Annotated in this window: 17 protein-coding genes and 2 pseudogenes; 16 read left to right on the forward strand and 3 right to left on the reverse strand. The window is 59.8% G+C overall.

What is annotated here, in order from left to right:
- Positions 1–10 precede the first annotated feature (10 nt).
- The 9 genes from AC3IX1_RS07990 to AC3IX1_RS08030 all read left to right on the forward strand — a co-directional run bounded on the left by AC3IX1_RS07990 (position 11) and on the right by AC3IX1_RS08030 (position 8,697).
- Positions 11–799, forward strand: coding sequence for a protein phosphatase CheZ (locus tag AC3IX1_RS07990; protein WP_008052267.1), 789 nt, complete (start codon positions 11–13; stop codon positions 797–799).
- A gap of 54 nt (positions 800–853) precedes the next feature.
- Positions 854–3,118, forward strand: a complete 2,265-nt coding sequence (locus AC3IX1_RS07995; RefSeq protein WP_489387770.1) for a chemotaxis protein CheA — start codon at positions 854–856, stop codon at positions 3,116–3,118.
- 48 nt (positions 3,119–3,166) lie between these two features.
- Positions 3,167–4,297 (forward strand): protein-glutamate methylesterase/protein-glutamine glutaminase, encoded by a 1,131-nt coding sequence (locus AC3IX1_RS08000; protein WP_489387771.1) that lies wholly within the window; start codon positions 3,167–3,169, stop codon positions 4,295–4,297.
- On the forward strand, positions 4,297–5,037 hold the full coding sequence (locus AC3IX1_RS08005; protein WP_489387772.1) for a flagellar motor protein: 741 nt from the start codon (positions 4,297–4,299) through the stop codon (positions 5,035–5,037). Before AC3IX1_RS08000 ends, AC3IX1_RS08005 begins: the two co-directional genes overlap by 1 nt.
- A 16-nt stretch (positions 5,038–5,053) precedes the next feature.
- Positions 5,054–5,944: a flagellar motor protein MotD gene (gene motD / locus AC3IX1_RS08010; protein ID WP_489387773.1), complete on the forward strand. Its 891-nt coding sequence runs from the start codon at positions 5,054–5,056 to the stop codon at positions 5,942–5,944.
- A gap of 43 nt (positions 5,945–5,987) precedes the next feature.
- Positions 5,988–6,776, forward strand: coding sequence for a ParA family protein (locus tag AC3IX1_RS08015; protein ID WP_489387774.1), 789 nt, complete (start codon positions 5,988–5,990; stop codon positions 6,774–6,776).
- A gap of 39 nt (positions 6,777–6,815) precedes the next feature.
- Positions 6,816–7,742 (forward strand): CheW domain-containing protein, encoded by a 927-nt coding sequence (locus tag AC3IX1_RS08020; protein ID WP_489387775.1) that lies wholly within the window; start codon positions 6,816–6,818, stop codon positions 7,740–7,742.
- 76 nt (positions 7,743–7,818) lie between these two features.
- Entirely contained in the window at positions 7,819–8,304 is a 486-nt protein-coding gene (locus AC3IX1_RS08025; RefSeq protein WP_007980742.1) for a chemotaxis protein CheW, read from the forward strand.
- Entirely contained in the window at positions 8,305–8,697 is a 393-nt protein-coding gene (locus AC3IX1_RS08030; protein ID WP_489327151.1) for a DUF2802 domain-containing protein, read from the forward strand.
- Between the two features lie 130 nt (positions 8,698–8,827).
- On the opposite strand, the pseudogene AC3IX1_RS08035 reads toward AC3IX1_RS08030, so the two are convergent.
- A pseudogene (locus AC3IX1_RS08035) lies at positions 8,828–9,037 on the reverse strand (EscU/YscU/HrcU family type III secretion system export apparatus switch protein); the annotation flags it as partial.
- A gap of 166 nt (positions 9,038–9,203) precedes the next feature.
- On the opposite strand from AC3IX1_RS08035, the gene AC3IX1_RS08040 reads away from it, so the two are divergent.
- The 7 genes and pseudogenes from AC3IX1_RS08040 to AC3IX1_RS08070 form a co-directional block, all read left to right on the forward strand.
- Positions 9,204–9,458 (forward strand): PAAR domain-containing protein, encoded by a 255-nt coding sequence (locus AC3IX1_RS08040; protein ID WP_489387776.1) that lies wholly within the window; start codon positions 9,204–9,206, stop codon positions 9,456–9,458.
- 9 nt (positions 9,459–9,467) lie between these two features.
- Entirely contained in the window at positions 9,468–10,547 is a 1,080-nt protein-coding gene (locus AC3IX1_RS08045) for a hypothetical protein (RefSeq protein ID WP_489387777.1), read from the forward strand.
- A gap of 35 nt (positions 10,548–10,582) precedes the next feature.
- Complete coding sequence (locus AC3IX1_RS08050) at positions 10,583–13,459, forward strand: type VI secretion system Vgr family protein (protein ID WP_489387778.1); 2,877 nt, start codon at positions 10,583–10,585, stop codon at positions 13,457–13,459.
- Positions 13,460–13,461: 2 nt separating this feature from the next.
- Positions 13,462–15,423 carry a phospholipase D-like domain-containing protein gene (locus tag AC3IX1_RS08055; RefSeq protein WP_489388703.1) on the forward strand — a complete coding sequence of 654 codons (1,962 nt, stop codon included), beginning with the start codon at positions 13,462–13,464 and terminating at the stop codon, positions 15,421–15,423.
- Entirely contained in the window at positions 15,424–16,458 is a 1,035-nt protein-coding gene (locus tag AC3IX1_RS08060; protein ID WP_489387779.1) for an SEL1-like repeat protein, read from the forward strand.
- A 152-nt stretch (positions 16,459–16,610) separates the two neighbouring features.
- A complete protein-coding gene (locus tag AC3IX1_RS08065; protein WP_489388704.1) occupies positions 16,611–17,606 on the forward strand; it encodes an SEL1-like repeat protein in 996 nt (331 codons plus the stop codon).
- Positions 17,607–17,650: 44 nt separating this feature from the next.
- A pseudogene (locus AC3IX1_RS08070) lies at positions 17,651–17,719 on the forward strand (DUF2802 domain-containing protein); the annotation flags it as partial.
- A gap of 189 nt (positions 17,720–17,908) precedes the next feature.
- On the opposite strand, the gene AC3IX1_RS08075 reads toward AC3IX1_RS08070, so the two are convergent.
- Together AC3IX1_RS08075 and fliK are read right to left on the reverse strand one after the other, a co-directional pair.
- Positions 17,909–18,238 (reverse strand): EscU/YscU/HrcU family type III secretion system export apparatus switch protein, encoded by a 330-nt coding sequence (locus AC3IX1_RS08075; protein WP_489387780.1) that lies wholly within the window; start codon positions 18,236–18,238, stop codon positions 17,909–17,911.
- Entirely contained in the window at positions 18,235–19,809 is a 1,575-nt protein-coding gene (fliK, locus tag AC3IX1_RS08080; RefSeq protein WP_489387781.1) for a flagellar hook-length control protein FliK, read from the reverse strand. Before fliK ends, AC3IX1_RS08075 begins: the two co-directional genes overlap by 4 nt.
- Positions 19,810–19,813: the final 4 nt, after the last annotated feature.

Raw genomic sequence — 19,813 nt, forward strand, 5'->3', positions numbered from 1 at the left:
CGGGGGAGCTATGGGCAATAACGAAACTTCATTGGGCGATTTTGAATCGACCCTGAAAAAACACGCCGTCGAATTGGTCGAGAGCCTTGAAAAAGGCAAGTTCGGCGACGCGGTGCAATTGATCCATGAGCTCAACCAGACCCGTGACCGCGGCCTGTATCAGGAAGTGGGCAAGCTCACTCGCGAACTGCATAGCGCGATCGTCAATTTCCAGATTGACCCGCACATGCCGCAAGCCGAAGAAGTGTCGCAGATCACCGACGCCACCGAGCGCCTGGGGTATGTGGTCAAGCTGACCGAGGCGGCGGCCAACCGCACCATGGATCTGGTGGAAAGTGCCACGCCGCTGGTCAATGGCCTGGCCGATGAAGCCAAGGTGTTGAGCGCGGACTGGGGGCGTTTCATGCGTCGCGAAGTCGGCGCCGAAGAGTTTCGTGAACTGGCCCGGCGGGTCGACGGGTTCCTGACGCGCAGCGGCACGGACAATCGCGCGGTGTCGGGCAACCTCAACGACATCCTGCTCGCCCAGGATTACCAGGACCTCACAGGCCAGGTGATCAAGCGTGTGACCCAGTTGGTCACCGAAGTTGAAAGCAACCTGCTCAAGCTCGTGCTGATGGCCAGTCAGGTGGACCGCTTTGCGGGCATCGAACATGACCGTGAAGCGATGCTTGCTGAAAAAGATCCACAAAAACATCTCTCTCAGGGTGAAGGTCCGCAGATTCATGCCGATAAAAGAGAAGACGTTGTGTCCGGTCAGGACGATGTGGACGATTTGTTATCCAGCCTGGGATTTTAGAGTTTTAGAATTTTAGGTTTTTTGGGTTTTTAGACCTGTAGGAGCACCCCCTTAATGAGCTTCGGCGCCGATGAAGAGATCCTTCAGGATTTCCTGGTTGAGGCCGGCGAGATTCTAGAGCAACTGTCCGAGCAACTGGTCGAGCTGGAAAGCCGTCCGGATGACGCGGATCTGCTCAATGCAATTTTTCGCGGTTTTCACACTGTAAAAGGGGGCGCCGGCTTCCTCCAGCTCAACGAGCTGGTGGAGTGCTGCCACATCGCCGAGAACGTGTTCGACATCCTGCGCAAGGGTGAACGTCGCGTCGACTCGGAACTGATGGACGTGGTTCTCGAAGCACTGGACGCGGTGAACAGCATGTTCAGCGAAGTCCGCGAACGCAGCCCGATCACGGCCGCGACACCGCAACTGCTCGCGGCGCTGGCCCGTCTGGCCGAGCCGCAATCGGCTGATGAGGTGGCTGCTGCACCTGTCGCCGCCGTGCTCGAAACGCCTGTTGCTGAAGCCGAATCGGGCGATATCACCGACAATGAATTCGAACAATTGCTGGACTCGCTGAACGCCGTCAAGGCCCAGGCCGAGGCTCCGGCGGCTGCTCCAGCGCCCGCCAGCCATGCCGCTGGCAGCGATGAAATCACCGATGCCGAGTTCGAGTCGTTGCTCGATCAACTGCACGGTAAAGGCCAGTTCGCCGTCGATGCAGTGGTCCCGGCACCGGCTGCGCCAGAAGCGCCGAAAGCGGCCGGCGACAGTTCCGATATTACTGACGACGAATTCGAAGCACTGCTCGACCAGCTGCACGGCAAGGGTAACTTTGCTGTCGAGGCGCTGGAGTCGGCCATTGCTTCGGTGCCTGCACCCGCGGCACCAAGCGCGGTGGCGGCCGGCAGCGATCTGATTTCCGATCACGAGTTCGAAGCGCTGCTCGACGAATTGCACGGCAAAGGCAAATTCAGCGAAGTCGGCACCGCGACGGTGGCCAACGGTTCGAACGCTTCCGTTGCAGCACCGGCAGCCAAGGCTGCGGCGCCGAAACCTGTAGCCAGGGCACCGGAGCCAAAAGCCGAAGCGCCGGCCCCGGCAGCCGCCGCTGCACCGGCTGCTGCCCGCGCCCCGGCCGCGCCTCCTGCGGAAAAACCGGCGAGCGAAGCCGAGACTACCGTGCGTGTCGATACCGCGCGTCTCGACGAGATCATGAACATGGTCGGCGAGTTGGTGCTGGTGCGTAACCGCCTGGTCCGCCTGGGACTCAACAGCGGCGACGAAGCCATGTCCAAGGCCGTGTCGAACCTCGACGTGGTCACCGCCGACCTGCAGACCGCGGTCATGAAGACCCGGATGCAGCCGATCAAGAAAGTCTTCGGGCGCTTCCCGCGCCTGGTTCGCGACCTGGCCCGCCAGCTCAAGAAAGAGATCAATCTGGAACTGGTCGGCGAAGAAACCGACCTCGACAAGAACCTCGTCGAGGCCCTGGCCGACCCGCTGGTCCACTTGGTGCGCAACGCGGTCGACCACGGCATCGAGTCACCGGAAGAACGCGAAGCCTCGGGCAAGTCCCGTGGCGGCAAGGTGATCCTGGCGGCCGAGCAGGAAGGCGATCACATCCTGCTGTCGATCTCCGATGACGGCAAAGGCATGGATCCGAACGTCCTGCGTTCCATCGCGGTAAAACGCGGTGTGATGGACAAGGATGCCGCCGATCGCCTGAGCGACACCGAATGCTACAACCTGATCTTCGCCCCGGGTTTCTCGACCAAGACCGAGATCTCCGACGTATCGGGTCGCGGTGTGGGCATGGACGTGGTGAAAACCAAGATTTCCCAGCTCAACGGCTCGATCAACATCTACTCGGCCAAGGGCCAGGGTTCGAAGATCGTCATCAAGGTGCCGCTGACCCTGGCGATCATGCCGACGCTGATGGTCATGCTCGGCAACCAGGCGTTCGCGTTCCCGCTGGTGAACGTCAACGAGATCTTCCACCTCGACCTGTCGACCACCAACGTCGTGGACGGCCAGGAAGTGGTGATCGTGCGGGACAAGGCGCTGCCATTGTTCTATCTCAAACGCTGGCTGGTCCGCTCCGCCGCTCACGAAGAGCAACGCGAGGGCCATGTGGTGATCCTTTCGGTGGGCACGCAGCGGATCGGCTTTGTCGTCGATCAGCTGGTGGGCCAGGAAGAAGTAGTCATCAAGCCATTGGGCAAAATGCTCCAGGGAACGCCGGGCATGTCCGGCGCCACCATCACCGGTGACGGCCGCATCGCGCTGATTCTCGATGTTCCGAGCATGCTCAAGCGTTACGCCACACGGCGTATTTGATTCTGGTGGAGCGGGGCGCCTGGCCTCGCTCCATCTAATGGAGTGTTTATGGCAGTCAAAGTCCTGGTGGTGGACGATTCGGGGTTTTTCCGCCGCCGCGTCTCGGAAATTCTTTCAGCGGATTCCAATATCCAGGTCGTCGGTACGGCGACCAACGGCAAAGAGGCGATTGATCAGGCGCTGGCCCTCAAGCCCGACGTGATCACCATGGACTACGAGATGCCGATGATGGACGGCATCACCGCCGTGCGGCACATCATGCAGCGCTGCCCGACCCCGGTCTTGATGTTCTCCTCGCTGACCCACGAAGGCGCCCGGGTCACCCTCGATGCGCTGGATGCCGGCGCGGTGGACTTCCTGCCGAAGAATTTCGAAGACATCTCGCGCAACCCCGAGAAGGTCAAGCAACTGCTGTGCGAGAAGATCCTCAGCATCTCGCGCAGCAATCGTCGAATCAGTGCCTACAACGCTCCGGCACCTGTTGCTGCACCAGCCCCGACGCCTGCGCCTGCGAGCATCGGCAGTTACGGCAGCAGCACGCCCGTACGTCCGGCACCGACACCGATCCCTGCGCGTACGCATGCGGCTACTGCGTCCTCGCCTGCGCCGAAGCGCAAAGCCTACAAACTGGTGGCCATCGGTACGTCTACCGGCGGCCCGGTTGCCCTGCAGCGGGTGTTGACCCAATTGCCGGCCAACTTCCCGGCCCCGATCGTGCTCGTCCAACACATGCCGGCCGCCTTCACCAAGGCCTTCGCCGAGCGCCTGGACAAGCTCTGCCGCATCAGCGTCAAGGAAGCCGAGGATGGCGACATCCTGCGTCCAGGCCTGGCGCTGCTGGCGCCGGGTGGCAAGCAGATGATGATCGACGGCCGCGGCGCGGTGAAAATCCTCCCGGGTGACGAACGTCTCAATTACAAGCCGTGCGTGGACATCACCTTCGGTTCGGCAGCCAAGACCTTCGGTGACAAAGTTCTGGCGGTGGTGTTGACCGGCATGGGCGCCGACGGTCGCGAAGGCGCGCGCCTGCTCAAGCAGGGCGGCAGTTCGATCTGGGCGCAAGACGAAGCCAGTTGCGTGATCTACGGCATGCCGATGGCCATCGTCAAAGCCGAACTCGCCGACGCGGTGTACAGCCTGGACGACATTGGCAAGCACCTGGTCGAGGCCTGTATCTGATGGATGTTCTAAGCCTGATTGGCATCATCATGGCCTTTGTCGCGATCATCGGCGGCAACTACCTTGAAGGCGGTCATCTCGGCGCCCTGGCCAACGGCCCGGCCGCGCTGATCGTGCTCGGCGGCACCATTGGCGCCGCGCTCCTGCAATCGCCGATGAGCGCCTTCAAGCGCGCCATGCAGATCCTCGCCTGGATCCTGTTCCCGCCCCGTGTCGACCTGGCCGGTGGCATCGACCGCGTGGTGAACTGGAGCCTGACCGCCCGCAAGGAAGGCCTGCTGGGCCTTGAAGGCGTCGCCGACGCCGAGCCCGACAACTACGCGCGCAAAGGCCTGCAACTGCTGGTGGATGGCGCCGAGCCGGAAGCGATCCGCAGCATTCTGGAAGTGGACTTCTACACCCAGGAAAGCCGCGACATCGAAGCGGCCAAAGTCTTCGAAAGCATGGGTGGTTACGCGCCGACCATCGGCATCATCGGTGCGGTCATGGGCCTGATTCATGTCATGGGCAACCTCGCTGATCCATCGCAGCTGGGCAGCGGTATTGCCGTGGCGTTCGTCGCCACTATCTACGGTGTGGCCAGTGCCAACCTGGTGCTGCTGCCGATCGCCGCCAAACTCAAATCCATTGCGTTGCGCCAGTCGCGTTATCGCGAAATGTTGCTGGAAGGGCTCCTGTCGATCGCCGAAGGTGAAAACCCACGCTCCATTGAGTTGAAGCTTCAGGGCTTCATGGATTGATGGGGGGTAATGGACTATGGCTCGTCGTCGACATCAGGAAGAACATGTAAACCATGAACGTTGGCTGGTTTCCTACGCCGACTTCATCACCTTGCTGTTCGCCTTTTTCGTGGTGATGTACTCCATCTCTTCGATCAACGAAGGAAAGTACAAGGTCATTTCCGAAGCGCTGATCGGGGTCTTTACCGATTCCGATCGTTCGCTCAAGCCGATCCCCATCGGTGACGAGCGGCCGAAGACCGTGACCCCGGCCAAGCCACTGGTCAAGGACAGTGACCAGGTCGATGCCGGCGTCTCCGGCGCCAGCGATCCGCTCAAGAGCATCGCCGACGACATCAGCGCGGCGTTTGGTGACCTGATCAGCTCCAACCAGATGACCGTGCGCGGCAATGAGTTGTGGGTCGAGATCGAGCTCAATTCCAGCCTGTTGTTCGGCAGCGGCGATGCTATGCCCAGCGACATCGCGTTCAACATCATCGACAAGGTCGCGGCGATCCTGAAACCGTTCGACAACCCGATCCATGTCGAAGGTTTCACCGACGATCAACCGATCCGCACCGCGCAGTACCCGACCAACTGGGAGCTGTCCTCGGCGCGCTCGGCCAGCATCGTGCGCATGCTGGCGATGCAAGGGGTGAACCCCGGTCGCCTGGCTTCGGTGGGCTACGGCGAGTTTCAGCCGGTGGCCAACAACGCCACCGCTGAAGGCCGCGCGCGCAACCGTCGCGTGGTGCTGGTGGTGTCGCGCAACCTCGATGTTCGCCGCAGCCTGACCGGCACCGGAACCGCCCATGCGCAACCGGATGCCGCGTTGAAGCGTGCTGGCACACAAACTGCACCGACCCCGGTCAAGTCGCCGGTACGAGAGAGCGCCGTCAATTCTCCGGCACCGGCATTAACACGTTGAGCTATTTCTCGGTCGATCCATTCGGCCGGGAGGAACAATCCGAATGAGAGTCTGGGCAGTCGCCAATCAAAAGGGTGGTGTCGGTAAAACCACTTCCTCCATCGCTTTAGCCGGTTTACTGGCGGAGGCGGGCAAGCGCGTGGTCGTGGTCGATCTCGACCCCCACGGCTCCATGACCAGCTACTTCGGCTACGACCCCGACGCCCTGGAGCACAGCAGCTACGACCTGTTCCTGCACAAGGGCAGCGTGCCGCAAGGCCTGCCGGGTCAACTGCTGCTGTCGACCAGTGACGAACGCATTTCCCTGTTGCCGTCCAGCACCGCGCTGGCCACCCTTGAGCGCCAGTCGCCCGGGCAGAGTGGTTTGGGCCTGGTGATTGCCAAGAGCCTGGCGCAACTGTGGCAGGACTTCGATTACGCCGTGATCGACAGCCCGCCATTGCTCGGCGTACTGATGGTCAATGCCTTGGCGGCGAGCCAGCAACTGGTGATCCCGGTGCAGACCGAACACCTGGCGGTCAAGGGCCTGGAGCGCATGGTCAACACCCTGGCGATGATCAACCGTTCGCGCAAACAGGCGTTGCCCTTCACCATCGTGCCGACCCTGTTTGACCGACGCACCCAGGCGTCCCTCGGAACCTTGCGCGTGTTGCGCGACAAATACCCCGAGGAAATCTGGCAGGGCTACATCCCGGTGGACACGCGTCTGCGCGATGCCAGCCGCGCCGGTCTGACGCCTTCGCAATTCGACGGCAAGAGCCGTGGCGTTCTCGCTTACCGCGCGTTGCTCAAGCATATGCTGGCGGCGCAACTTGTTACGCAGGTAGCGTGACATGAACCCAATTCCCGTAGCGCCCGCGCAGGTGTGCCAATGAATCGGCCGATGAAGACGACATCGCGGCCGCAACTGGCGTTGCAGTCGTACCTGGACAACCTGCTGCAAGACGCAACCGAAGAGATGACGCCGGAGATCGAGGCGTTGGTCGAGGTTGTCGAAGCGGTGAATGTCATCGAAGAGCAAGCCGTGCTGGACGAGTTCCAGGCCGCGGTGCTCGAAGAGCAGGCCCTGGATGCACAGAAAACCGCAGTGGCTGCCGCTCCGGCTGTCGCGCCTTTGGCAAAGACTCCCGTAGCCGTGGTCGAAGCCCCGGAACCCGTTCTGGCGCCGGTATCGACCCTTGCGTCGCTGTTGCAAACCCTGGTGGCTCCAGTCATTGAGGAGCCTGCGGCGCTGGTGCCGCCAGTCGTCGAAGTGCATCTGCCGCCGAGCAATACGCCGCCACCGGTGGAAACCGATGGTCGTCCGTCCTGGGCTGCCGAACCCTTCGAATGCCTGCTGTTCGATGTCGCCGGCTTGACCCTGGCAGTGCCGCTGGTGTGCCTGGGGTCGATCTACTCCCTGGCCGGTCACGAATTGACGCCGTTGTTCGGCCAGCCGGAGTGGTTCCTGGGCATCCTGCCGAGCCAGGCCGGCAACCTCAAAGTGCTCGATACCGCGCGTTGGGTCATGCCCGACCGTTACCGCGACGATTTCAAGCAGGGCCTGCAATACGTGATCTCGGTGCAGGGCTACGAGTGGGGGCTGGCGGTGCATCAGGTCAGCCGCTCGTTGCGCCTGGACCCGAATGAAATCAAATGGAGAAGTCACCGAGGTCAGCGGCCATGGCTCGCCGGCACGGTGATTGAACACATGTGCGCCTTGCTCGATGTCGCCTCACTGGCCGAGTTGATCGCCAGCGGCGGAGCCCGGCACATGTCCGGCAGCAAGCCGGGCCACAAACCGACATCAGTCAAATAAACAAAACAGGCGACGTCACTCTGATGATGTTGCACAGAACACACACCGCCAGGGCGGTTTCTTGAGGGGGCAGGGTATGAATGACAAGGCAACGGCGGCAAAGGGTTCCGAAGATCCGATCCTGCAATGGGTCACCTTCAAGCTGGACAACGAGACCTACGGCATCAACGTGATGCGCGTCCAGGAAGTCCTGCGCTACACCGAAATCGCCCCGGTCCCGGGTGCCCCGAGCTACGTGCTGGGCATCATCAACCTGCGCGGCAACGTCGTCACCGTGATCGACACCCGCCAGCGCTTCGGCCTGATGAATGCCGAGATCAGCGACAACACCCGTATCGTCATTATCGAAGCCGACAAGCAGGTGGTCGGGATCATGGTCGACAGCGTGGCCGAAGTGGTTTACCTGCGTCAGTCGGAAATCGAAACCGCGCCGAACGTGGGTAACGAAGAGTCCGCCAAGTTCATTCAAGGCGTATGCAACAAAAACAACGAATTGCTCATCCTGGTCGAGCTCGACAAGATGATGAGCGAAGAAGAATGGTCGGAACTGGAGAGTATCTGATTGATTCTCGAGGTGGCGGTCATTGTCCTGTTCCTGTTCTGGGCAGGCACGCTGGCAATGTTCCTGGCGTACATACGCGGTCAAAAGCAGATCGCTGCACAACAGGCCAAGGGAGATGCGCTGCGCGATCAGCGCATCAAGGACCTGGCCAAGCATGTCGACGACTACCAGAACGGCAATGTGCGCATGGGCGAAGACCTGTATGAACTGCGGGCGATCGTTGCGCCGTTGCCGGACAAACTCGCTCAACTGGAACAACGCGACCCCTCAAGCCTGTCGTTCGCCCAGGCGGCGCGACTGGTCGGGATGGGCGCCAGCGTCAACGAACTGACCCAGTCTTGCGGCTTGACCCAGGCTGAGGCGGAGTTGATGAGCAAGCTTCACAAGAACTGAGTTTTGCGATTGGCCTGAGATCCCCTTCGCGGGCAAGCCCGCTCCCACAAGGTTTGATTGTGGTTACAAGATCTGTGAACACCTCCAATCCTGTGGGAGCGGGCTTGCCCGCGATGGCGTCCTCGAATCCTCAGTAGTCGTCCCCGCGCTCGGTAATGTCCTTCTCTACCATCAGAGCTTCCGGATCCTGCCCCGCCGGAAACTTCCCCTTCAAACTCCACGCAAACGCAATGATCTCGGCAATCGTCAGATAGAGCTCCTGCGCAATCCCCCTAGCTCCATCCCCGTCTGCAACCTCAACGCATCCATTTTCGTGAATAGGCCCTTCGTGATCTCGGGCAGGTTCGCACTCGGGATACGGCCCACGTGGTCCTGGGAATCGGACTACTTGATTTGAGGAATGTGCCGACTTGAGACGGTCGGCTTCCGTCAGTACCGTGCAGTTCCTTTATTTGCTCTCGGTTTTGGACTGATGTCCTGCCCATGTTCAAACACGGAAGTTCACCATGCGCCTCATCATCGTTATCGACGACCCGACCTCTGATGGAGGGCGGGTGTGTGAAGGATCGCCCTGGACGGATATCAACGGTCTCGCGGTTGCGAGGGTCGGTGATCGAGTCTTGTGCCCGCACGGGGAATGCATGATCGAAAGTGGCGATGAAACACTGCTGGTCGATGACAGGGCGGTTGCTCGTGAAGGTGACCTGACTTCCTGCGGTGCAAGGCTGATAGCTACGCAAAAGGACACTGGCCTTCTCTAAGGAACAGAGATGGAATATCGAAGAAGTATCTACGATCGGATCTCCGAACGCCGGTTGGCGGCGCAGGAGGCGCAACGTCTGGCTGATGCGATATTTCCCGTGGGGGATTTCACCTCCAGCTGCGTCAGCATTGCGCGGGCCTGGGTCTGGCTGCCTTGCGGCGCCTATGACGCACCGTTGCCGGTGAGCGAACTGGCAGGGATGCGTGCCGACTTCTCTCACGACCCGCGCCTGCTGGATGCCAGCGGACTGCGCCGGCCCATTCGCCGTCTGGCCACTCCCGCCGAGGGGCGGCCAGCGGTCGAGGCGCTTGGGCGTTCCGGTGAAATCCTGCAGGGCGCCCTGAAAAAATGGGCGTCGACAATGCGCGGCTCAATCGACTGGTCGAACACCCGGGTCGTGTTGTTCGCTCCAGCTGCCGTTGGTGCGATGGACTGGGTTGATCGAGCCGTGAGCCTGTGGCCTCGGGAGCTGATGCCGCTACATGGTTTTGACCTGCAGACGGGGCCCCCCGCGCAGTGGTTGCCCGAGGCCCTTGGTCAAAGTACCGGGCCGCAGTACCTGTTGTGCCTGAGTCTGGACACCTGGGTCTGCAAGGAGCAGGTGGCGTGTTGCGCACCTGATGAGATGGCCGGCGAAGCGGTCAGCGCGGTGTTACTGCGCCGCCAACCGAAACAAATGGATCCGCGGACCGACAGCGCTCCGAAACTGTTTGCGCCGATCCAGCTGGATCATCCGGCGCGCGCTGCACAGGCGCGTACCGACACGCAAACCCTCGAGCTGTTGATGACAAGGCTGTGCGAACTCACGGCCATCGATCCGGCGCGAGTCAGCGTGCTGATCGGGGAGGGCGCACTGGGTGGCAACCGCTTCAGTCAGCTCGGCGAATATGCCCGGAATGTCTTGCCTGGCCTGGACCTCGAGCGACAGGTTCGCCTCAACGCAATCGGCGCCCGGTTCGGACCTGTGACTGAGCAGTGGGTGCAAATCGGCCTCGCCTGGCTGACCGCAAGTGCCGAGCCGGGCTGCGCCGTGTGGATATTGGATCGCACGTTATCCGACCAGACCCGGGGTTGGCTGATCGGTTGAAGCCTCATGGACTTGAGATACAGGGAGTTTGAACGGTGAATTCATTCACAGACAACGCATTGGCCGCGTTTGCCCAGCCGTTGAGCCAGGCTGGACGCCTGTTGCAACTGACGACACCCCAAGGGCAGGAGCTGTTCGCATTGCGAGCCCATGCCCGGGAGCAGTTGGGCCGGGTGCCTCGATACACGGTAGACGTGATCAACCAGGCCACGGTGTTCGACCCGGAACAGCTCATTGGTCAGGCGGTGCAACTGAGCATCAAGCTGGACGACGGCAGCTTGAGCCCCAGGCATGGCTGGGTGGAAAGCGTTCGCTACCTGGGAAGTGATGGCGGTCTGGACGACTGGCAACTGGTCTTCGCCCCCTGGTTCAGCCTGCTGGAGTACCGTGTGGATTGCCGGATCTGGCAGGAAGTGAGTCTTCCCGACATCCTCGCCCAGGTGTTCCAGCACTACAGCCAGGCACGGGGCGCGTACCGCTTCGAACTGTCGCGGGAGTATCCGCTGCTGTCCTACGTCACCCAGTTCAACGAGACCGATGCCCATTTCGTGCAGCGCTGGTGCGAACAGGAAGGTTTGTTCTGGTACGTGGAGCATGCGCTCAATAGCCACTGCATCGTCTTCACCGACACGGTTATTTTTTTGCCGACCTTGAACCCGCCAGCCTTGCGTTTTCATGCGCAACAGGCCGCTGATCAACAAGACAGCATTACCCAATGGAGCCCCGGGGCCCGATTGCTCAATGGCGTGGTGCAATCGAGCAGCAGCGACTACCTCTGTCACGCCCGATCACAAATCACCCGAACCCCGGCGCTGCCTGCATCTTCGGCGCCACCGGCGCTGGAGCGTTATCAATACCGCGGGCAATATGCCTGGCAAAATTCGGACCGTGGTGACTGGCTGAGCCGGGTACAGATTGAGCAGGACGAATCGGCTGCCAGGCGCATCCATGGGCAAGGTGGCGTGCGCCAGATGCAACCGGGTCATGGCTTCGAGCTGACCCAACATCCGTTGTACGAATACAGGCCGGTCAAGGAACGCCAGTTCCTGATCATCGCGGTCGAGTTTTTTGTCCAGAGCAACTTGCCGGTCGGCACGCAGCGCGTCAGCCCGCCGGGTAGCCTGAAAGCGCTTTTCGAATCCGAGCAGGGACCGGCGACGCATGCAGTGGGTAGCGAAGGTTTCTACCTGAACCGCTTTGAGGCCCAGCGCCTGGACATTGCCTATCGCAGCCCTTTCGTCCATGCCAAACCGGCCAACCCCGGCCCACAGACCGCTGTCGTCGTGACCCCGAGCGGACGCGAGGTCTTTACCGACAAACTCAACCGCATCTGCGTACGCTTTCATTGGGACCGTCTGCTCAAGGACGGTGAGCTGGGCTCATGTTGGCTGCGCATGATGCAGGCCAGCAGTGGCGAGGGCTGGGGCAGTGTGAACGTGCCGCGCTCGGGGGAGGAGGTCGTGGTGACGTTCCTCGACAACGACATCGACCGCCCCCTGGTGATGGGGCAAGTCTATGGCGGACACAAGCCCGCCTGGCACTCCAGCGGGTTGATGAGTGGTTACAAGAGCCAGGAGATCAAAGGCCTTGGCTACAACCAATGGGTGATGGACGACTCCACCGGCCAGGTACGGACCCAGATCCACAGCAGCCATGGCCACAGCCAGCTGAACCTCGGTTATCTGATCGATCAGCAGGGCAATCAGCGTGGCGCCCTGCGGGGCACAGGTTTTGAGTTACGCACCGATGCCTACGGTGCCTTGCGCGCGCAGCAAGGGTTGTACCTCAGCACCTGGCCACGCACCAAAGCGCAAGGCGGCCAGGTCGATGTCCAGGAAGCCCGGACGCAACTGACGAACGCACAAGAGCGGGTCAAGGCACTGTCCGAGGCCGCTCGCCAGCACAACGCCCTGCCGATGCAGGGAAGTGTCGACAGCCTCGATCAACTTGATGTCGATACCCGGCTGGACTATGGCAGTGAAGACAAACACCTCACCAGCAATCAACGACAACCCCGCAATGGCGGCGACACCGATACGGCGATCAGCAGTGGTGGCCGTGGTCGCACGGCCGGCTTTCACAAGCCGCTGTTGATCGCTTCCGCGCCTGCCGACATCGTCACCGCGACGCCGCAAAATACCCACGTTCATAGTGGCAAGCAGTTGACCTTGTCGAGCGGAGAGGACATCAACCTTGCCAGCGGCCAGTCATTGCTGGCCAGTGTTGCTCAAAGCATCAGCCTGTTCGCCAAGGCCGCGGGCGCCAGGCTGTTTGCGGCCAAAGGCAAGATTGAAATACAGGCACAGAGTGATGCCATCGAGCTCACTGCCCAGGACAGCGTGCGTATCACGTCGACCGCGCGTTCCGTCGAGATTGCCGCCCAGGATGAAATCCTGCTGACCAGCGGTGGCGCCTACATCCGCATCAAGGACGGCAACATCGACATCCATGCACCCGGCACCATTGATGTAAGGGGCGTGAAAAAGACCTTCAAGGGCCCGGCACAACTCAACCGCGACAATCCTGCGTGGCCAACGGGCTCGGTCAGTCAGACGCTGGCATTGGCGGTCGGGAAAAGCACTGCCGCAGGTTTTCAGCCGTGGGAGGGCATGCCTTACACACTCTTCGCCGATGGGGTTCAGGCCGCAAAAGGTGTCATGGACGCCACTGGCCGGATCGCTGTCGACCACCACGTCACCACCAGCCGTTATCACATCGAACTGGCCAACGGCATCAGCTTCGAGGTGCCGGTGGGCGGCGATTACCTGGGAGAACAGGGCAATGCCGAACGGGCCAACCAGGGTTTCCACCGTCATGAGCACCAACCCCGACCGGGCGATACGCCGCTGGACAGCTCCAGCCGGTTCCGCCAGGCCTATGCCCAATTGAACACGCCAGAGTCGGAGGCTTGAAGATGACCACCCCCACGATCACCGTCCCGATCGCCACGAGCAAGGCCACCTCCTGCCAGCTCAACCTGCCGTGGTTCGTACAGTGCACCGAATACGTCCCGGCGCCCGCCACCTTCGAGCCGCTGGTGAATGGCGAGCGCGCCTTCGGCTCGGTTTATGACGCCATCTGGGCCGCCAAAACCAGCGTGGAAATCATCTGTTGGGGGTTTCAGCCGTCGATGTACTTCAAGCGCGGCGATACCAGTTCGCTGTGCATCGGCGATCTGTTGATCAAGAAAGCTCTTGAAGGCGTTCAAGTCCGAATCCTGTGCTGGTACGACAGCTTGCGTGTCGCCCAGACTTCGGAAAACCCGACGCCCGGTGACAACGTCACCAACTGGTTCGGCAAGTACAAGCAGAACCGCAACGACGCACAAATCGAATATGACAAGATGTGGTATCGCCAGATCCGGCTGGCCTACACGGGCGCTGAAACCGGCCCCATCGAGCTGGGCCAGCGTTTCTTTCGCTTGTTGCTATGGGGCAACGATCCCTCTCTGCGGATCAAGAACATCGAATTCGTCACTCGCGACTTCGGCTTGCTGGATCGTGCGGAAATTGCCTGGCGCCTGAAATTGAAGGCACTGGACAAGGATCGCAGCACGACCAACAAAGTCATGAGCTCGGTGGCGATGGTTGCCGAGCCGAGCCACCACCAGAAAATGGTACTGGTGGACTACGAGCAACCAGAGGTCGCCGTCGGGTTCGTGATGGGGCACAACACGCTGGATGCCTATTGGGACAATGATGTTCACAGCCACGAGCGACATCACGCGCAGTTCGGACGCAACGGCGAAACGCCCCGGCAGGATATTTCCAGCCGAGTGAGCGGTCCGGTGCTTGAGTTCTTGAACGACAACTTCTGTGCCGCCTGGAAAAAAGAAACCCGCGTCGACCTGCTCGGCCCTCGTCAACACCTCGCCAGTCAACTGCGCCTACGCCCAGACTACGGCCCTCCGGTCATGGCGCAGATACTCAGGACCCAAAGCCAGGAAAGCATCCGGGACATCGAGAAGGTCTACCTGAAGGCCGTCAACAACACGACCCGATTCATCTACATCGAGAACCAGTACTTTCGCTGGCCACCGCTGGCGGACAAGATCAAGAGTGTCGTGCAAAACCTTCTCGAAAAGGGGCGTGATCTTGAAAAAGACGGGCCGCTGTACCTGTTCGTCGTCACCAACTCCTCCACCGAGGCCATGGGCGATGGCTCCGTCAATACCTTCCGCATGTTGGAGCAGTTGGGCCGCCCGGAGCTGATGCCGGGTGTCGCCAAGGCCGAGCGGCGTGACGGTCTGCTGGCCGAACTTGAACAAGCCAGGCTGGCCGAACGCCTGGCTTCCATCAATGCGCGCATTTTCAAGGATCAACGCGATACCGAGCATGACCAGGTGGCGGCTCGATACAACGAAACCTTGAAAGACAAGCTGGATCGCGCACGCGCCAAGGTTGCGCAGCTTGAAAAAGAGTTTTCCGAGAAGGACCAGTCCGTCATTTCACCCACGGAAATTCCCGGCCTGAAAGTGCACATTTGCACCCTGGTGGCACCTGATTCCCCGCCAGAAAACTGGATGGATGTGTACGTGCACAGCAAGTTGATGATTGTCGATGATGTGTTCACCACCCTGGGTTCCGCAAACATCAATACCCGCAGTATGCAGGTGGACAGTGAGTTGAATATTTGTATTGAGGATCCTGCGGTGACAAGGCCGTTGAGGGAGCATTTGTTTGGGGTGCATACGGGGGGGAGGGCGATGGGGAATGATATGAAAAAGGTATACGATAAATGGAAACAAATCGTTGGCAAAAACGATGAGCGAAGAACGCGTAGCTTGCAAAGAAAAACTGTAATGGATTCAAAGTCTCCGATCGCATCATTGGTTGAATTTTTGCAAGAGAGTCCTGTCAGGAGGAATTTGGACTAAGTGATGAAAAAACCATTTGTTATTTTGTTGTTGTGTTTTTCAATCTTGGGTTGTTCAAAAAAGGAAGAAAGTATGCCGGATGCCTCGCAGACAGACTTTGCCTACAGTAGATTGGAATTTAAGTGCGTATATGAGCGCGATTCATTACCGGTGTTGAGTCAGGACGCGGACGTCTTGTATCGGTATGGCCTTTACTTGGAAAAGCGTAAAGGGCAGAAGGATTACGACGAGATCGCCCGCTATTATCGGATCGCGGCTGCACACGATCATTACAAGGCCGCGACCAATCTGCAATTCCTGCTGTCAACCGGACAAGCCCGCTCTCCTGACGCGAGTAAAGAGGTCATCGATCTGGCCGAATTTTATATTGCTCAAGGCATCCCCGGGGCTTATTACGACATGGCGCATTACCTGGAGTTGGGTTATGGCGTCAAACAGGATGTCGCGGCCTCCAGAGCCTATTTTCGGCGAGCGGCCGATTTGGGGAATCCGGACGCCCAATACTACATAGGCAGGCTTCTATCCTATGTACCCAATACGGCCGAAACCATGCTGGCGATGTACAAGTGTGCGATGGAACAAGGTAATCGCTCGGCGGGAAGAAAATACGCAATTTATTCGCAAGGTTCAGAGCTATACCAAGAAGCTCTACAAGGCTTCCAAATAGCAATTCGCAATGGCGATGACAGCAGTGCTAGTCAACTGGCGAGTGCCTTCGAAGGGCCGCCAGCGTCCGATGAACTGTACTATCTGGCTGTTCAGCAAGATGACGAACGCGTCGATCGATACAATAAAATCAGCGATTTCCTGACGCGCCACGAACACCTCGGAGCAAAAATCCCCGATCTGGATGACATCGTCCCACTCCCGCCTGCCATCCTCCCCGAGTGGGACGGTACCTTCCAATGGAAACGAGAGCGTGACTCGGCTGTACCCATCATTCCATCAGCAGAGCTAATCGAAAAACTCAGCGCTGAAAAGGGACTTGATCCCGCCACGGGCTTGCCGCTGCCAAAACCTACCGGGAATACCTGACCATTACCGTCGGGGGGCATCCTGTTTGGCAGTTCGGAGAAAGAGAATCGATGACGAGTAAGTCATTGATATCGAGTGAGGTTATGCAGGGAAATTTAATAAACAATCGTGTGGGGGTGAATAAGCTACTACTGGCATTGTTCAGCTTCTTGATGATCATGGCCTGCTCAAAAGAAGAAGAGCAGATGCCTGATGCCGCGTCGGTGGATTTTGCCTACAGTAGATTGGAGTTCAAGTGCGTATATGAACGCGATTCGTTGCCAGTATTGAACCAGGATGCAGATGTTTTCTATCGGTATGGCCTTTACCTGGAAAAGCGTAAAGGACAGAAAGATTACGACGAGATAGCCCGCTATTATCGTATCGCGGCTGCACACGACCATTACAAGGCCGCGACCAATCTGCAATTCCTGCTGTCAACCGGACAAGCCCGTTCTCCTGACGCGAGTAAAGAGGTCATCGATCTGGCCGAATTTTATATTGCTCAAGGTATCCCGGGGGCTTATTACGATATGGCGCACTACCTGGAGTTGGGTTATGGCGTCAAACGGGATATTGCGGCCTCCAGGGCCTACTTTCGTCGGGCGGCCGATTTGGGGAATCCAGATGCTCAGTATTACATAGGCAGACTTCTGTCCTATATACCCAATACGGCCGAAATCATGCAGGCGATGTACAAGTGTGCGATGGAGCAAGGCAATCGGTTAGCGGGAAGAAATTATTCAAGCTACTCGAAAGTCACCGGGCATTATCAAGAGGCTCTGCTCGGCTACCAGACCGCTACCCGAAATGGCGACGATCTGAGTGCGTATAGTCTCGCTAATGCATTCAAAGGACCGCCTGCTTCCAATGAACTGAACTATCTGGCTTTACAGAAAGATGACGAGCGAGTCGATCGATACAATAAAATCAGCGATTTCCTGACGCGACACGAACACCTCGGAGCAAAAGTCCCCGATCTGGATGGCATCGTCCCGCTCCCACCTGCGACCCTCCCTGAGTGGGACGGTACCTTCCAATGGCAACGCGAGCGTGACTCGGCTGTACCCATCATTCCATCAGCAGAGCTGATCGAGAAACTCAGCGCCGGAAAGGGACTTGATCCCGCCACCGGTTTGCCGCTGCCAAAACCCATCGGGAGCCTCTAATTAATGCTGTCCCTGCACTAACTGCACGTAGTGGTCGGCATGGACTGACCCAGTCCTGCGGCTTGACCCAGGCTGAGGCGGAGTTGATGAGCAAGCTTCACAAAAGCAGCTAGAAAACCTGTAGGAGCGAGCCTGCTCGCGATGGACGTTAACGATGACGCGAGCCTCCTGGAGAAACGCGGCGCTCATACCGCCATCGCGAGCAGGCTCGCTCCTACAATTGCTCAGTGGTGCTCACACAACGTGTGTTCGCTGCTGCTCTCTGTAGGAGCTGGCTTGCCAGCGATGGCGTCTTCGAATCCTCAGTAGTCTTCCCCGCGCTCGGTAATGTCCTTCTCGACCATCAGCGCATCCGGATCCTGCCCCATCGGAAACTTCCCCTTCAAACTCCACGCAAACGCAATGATCTCGGCAATCGTCAGATAGAGCTCTTGCGGAATGCTGTCCCCCAGCTCCATGCGCGCCAACAATCTCACCAGTTCGGCGTTTTCGTAGATCGGCACTTCGCAGTCGCGGGCAATGCGCAGGATTTCTTCCGCCAGCGCTTCGTCGCCCTTGGCGGTGAGGGTGGGGGCGTGGGTGCCGTCGTATTTGAGGGCGATGGCCTGGCGTGGGGTGTTGGGGTTTTTCATGCGGTTTCGTCGACCCAGCGTTGTTCGAGGCGGGTTTGCGTGCCTTGGGGCGGTGTGCCGAGGTGGCAATCGAGGTCGCCGACGTTCAGGCCGGCGGACAGCAAGCGGTCACGCAGCCCGCTCAGGTTGCTTTCGATCAGGCTGGCGGTGTAAGGCCGCTGGGCCCAGAGCTGGCTGGAAAGGCAGCCCTTGATCAGTTGCGCCTGAATTTGCAGCGGCCCCAATGGTTCCATGGCGAAGGCCAGTTCCACACGCCACAGCTGTTGCTTGGGTTCGCGTTCTTCGCGACGTTCCTTCGGCTGTTCTTTTTCGGGTGAGTCTTCACGCTGGAACTTGACCTGCAAGGGCACGATGTCTTGCAGATTGCGCATCGGGATTTCCAGCTGCCAGGTGCTCATCAGCCGTCCGTCGGCGGTTACGCCGGATTGCTCCAGGCTCGACAGCTGATGGCTTTGCAGGCGTGAAACGGCGGCGGCGGCCAGGCGCAGCAGATGTTCGAGGTCGTTTTCACCGTCGGCGCCTTGCAACTGGCGTTCGGGCAGCGGGAAGCCGGTCGGCGAAGGCTTGGCACTGACCTGGCCGAGCATGCCCAGGGCATTGCGGACGAAGTTCGGCATGGCCTGGGCCAGGGTGTTGGCGGCGATGATTGCGCCGAGGCCGGTGTTGGCCGGCAAGCCCTGACTCAATTGCGCAACCAGTTTGAGCAGGTTGCCCTTCATGTCCGGCGCGAACGTCGGGTTTTGCCCGGTCAATAGTTTGCTTTCGAGAAACACACCGCTGCTGGCCAGGGCCTGGGCCAGGCCCTTGGGGGTGCTCAACTGTTGAACATCCGGCAAGCCGGCGAGCAACCGGGTAGCGGCGCTGCGCAATTCAACGGATGTCTGGTCCGAGGGCGCAAGGTTCTGCAGGCGCTTGAGCAAGCCGTCCAGCGACCCTTGGCGGCTTTGCTGGTCGACCAGTTGCCGGGTCACCGCCAGTTGTTCCTGTCGGCTGCTCAGGGGCACGAATTTCACGGTCTGGGCGTCCTGCACCTGCGCGCTCAACAAGGTGTCGATGCGCAAGGGCTGCGGGCTGTCGATGCTCAGGGTGCTGCCGCTCAGTGCGGTGTTGAGCAGGCCCACCATCGAGCGAAACACCATGGGTTGGCCGGGTACCTGCGGCAGCACTTGCGAGGTCAGCACTTTGCCCTGCAGCAGGGTGCCAACGGGCAGTTGCGCGGTGTCGAGGCGGGTGAGGGTAGTAACGCTGGAGGCAATGGCCTGTTGCACCGTCACAGCAAGATTGCCGGCCGAGGGCTGGGTGACGACCAGCGTGGTACCTTGGGCCAGCGGTTGGTTACTGGTGGTCTGGACCGTGGTCTGGCGGCCGCTGTCGAGGGTCACCTTGAGCAGCATCTGGAAAGACTGATCCGCCTGCTTGAGCGACAACACTTCGGCCTGGGCGGTTTGACCAATGCTGATCAGCCCCTCCATGGGCGTCAGCAACTTGAGCAACTCGCCGCTGACCACCTGCGGGCGCGAAGTCGCCGGGAGGGTTTGCGGTAGCGGGAGGATGTTCATTTCGCCTGTCATACGC

The organism is Pseudomonas sp. KH_046_2, assembly GCF_057838985.1.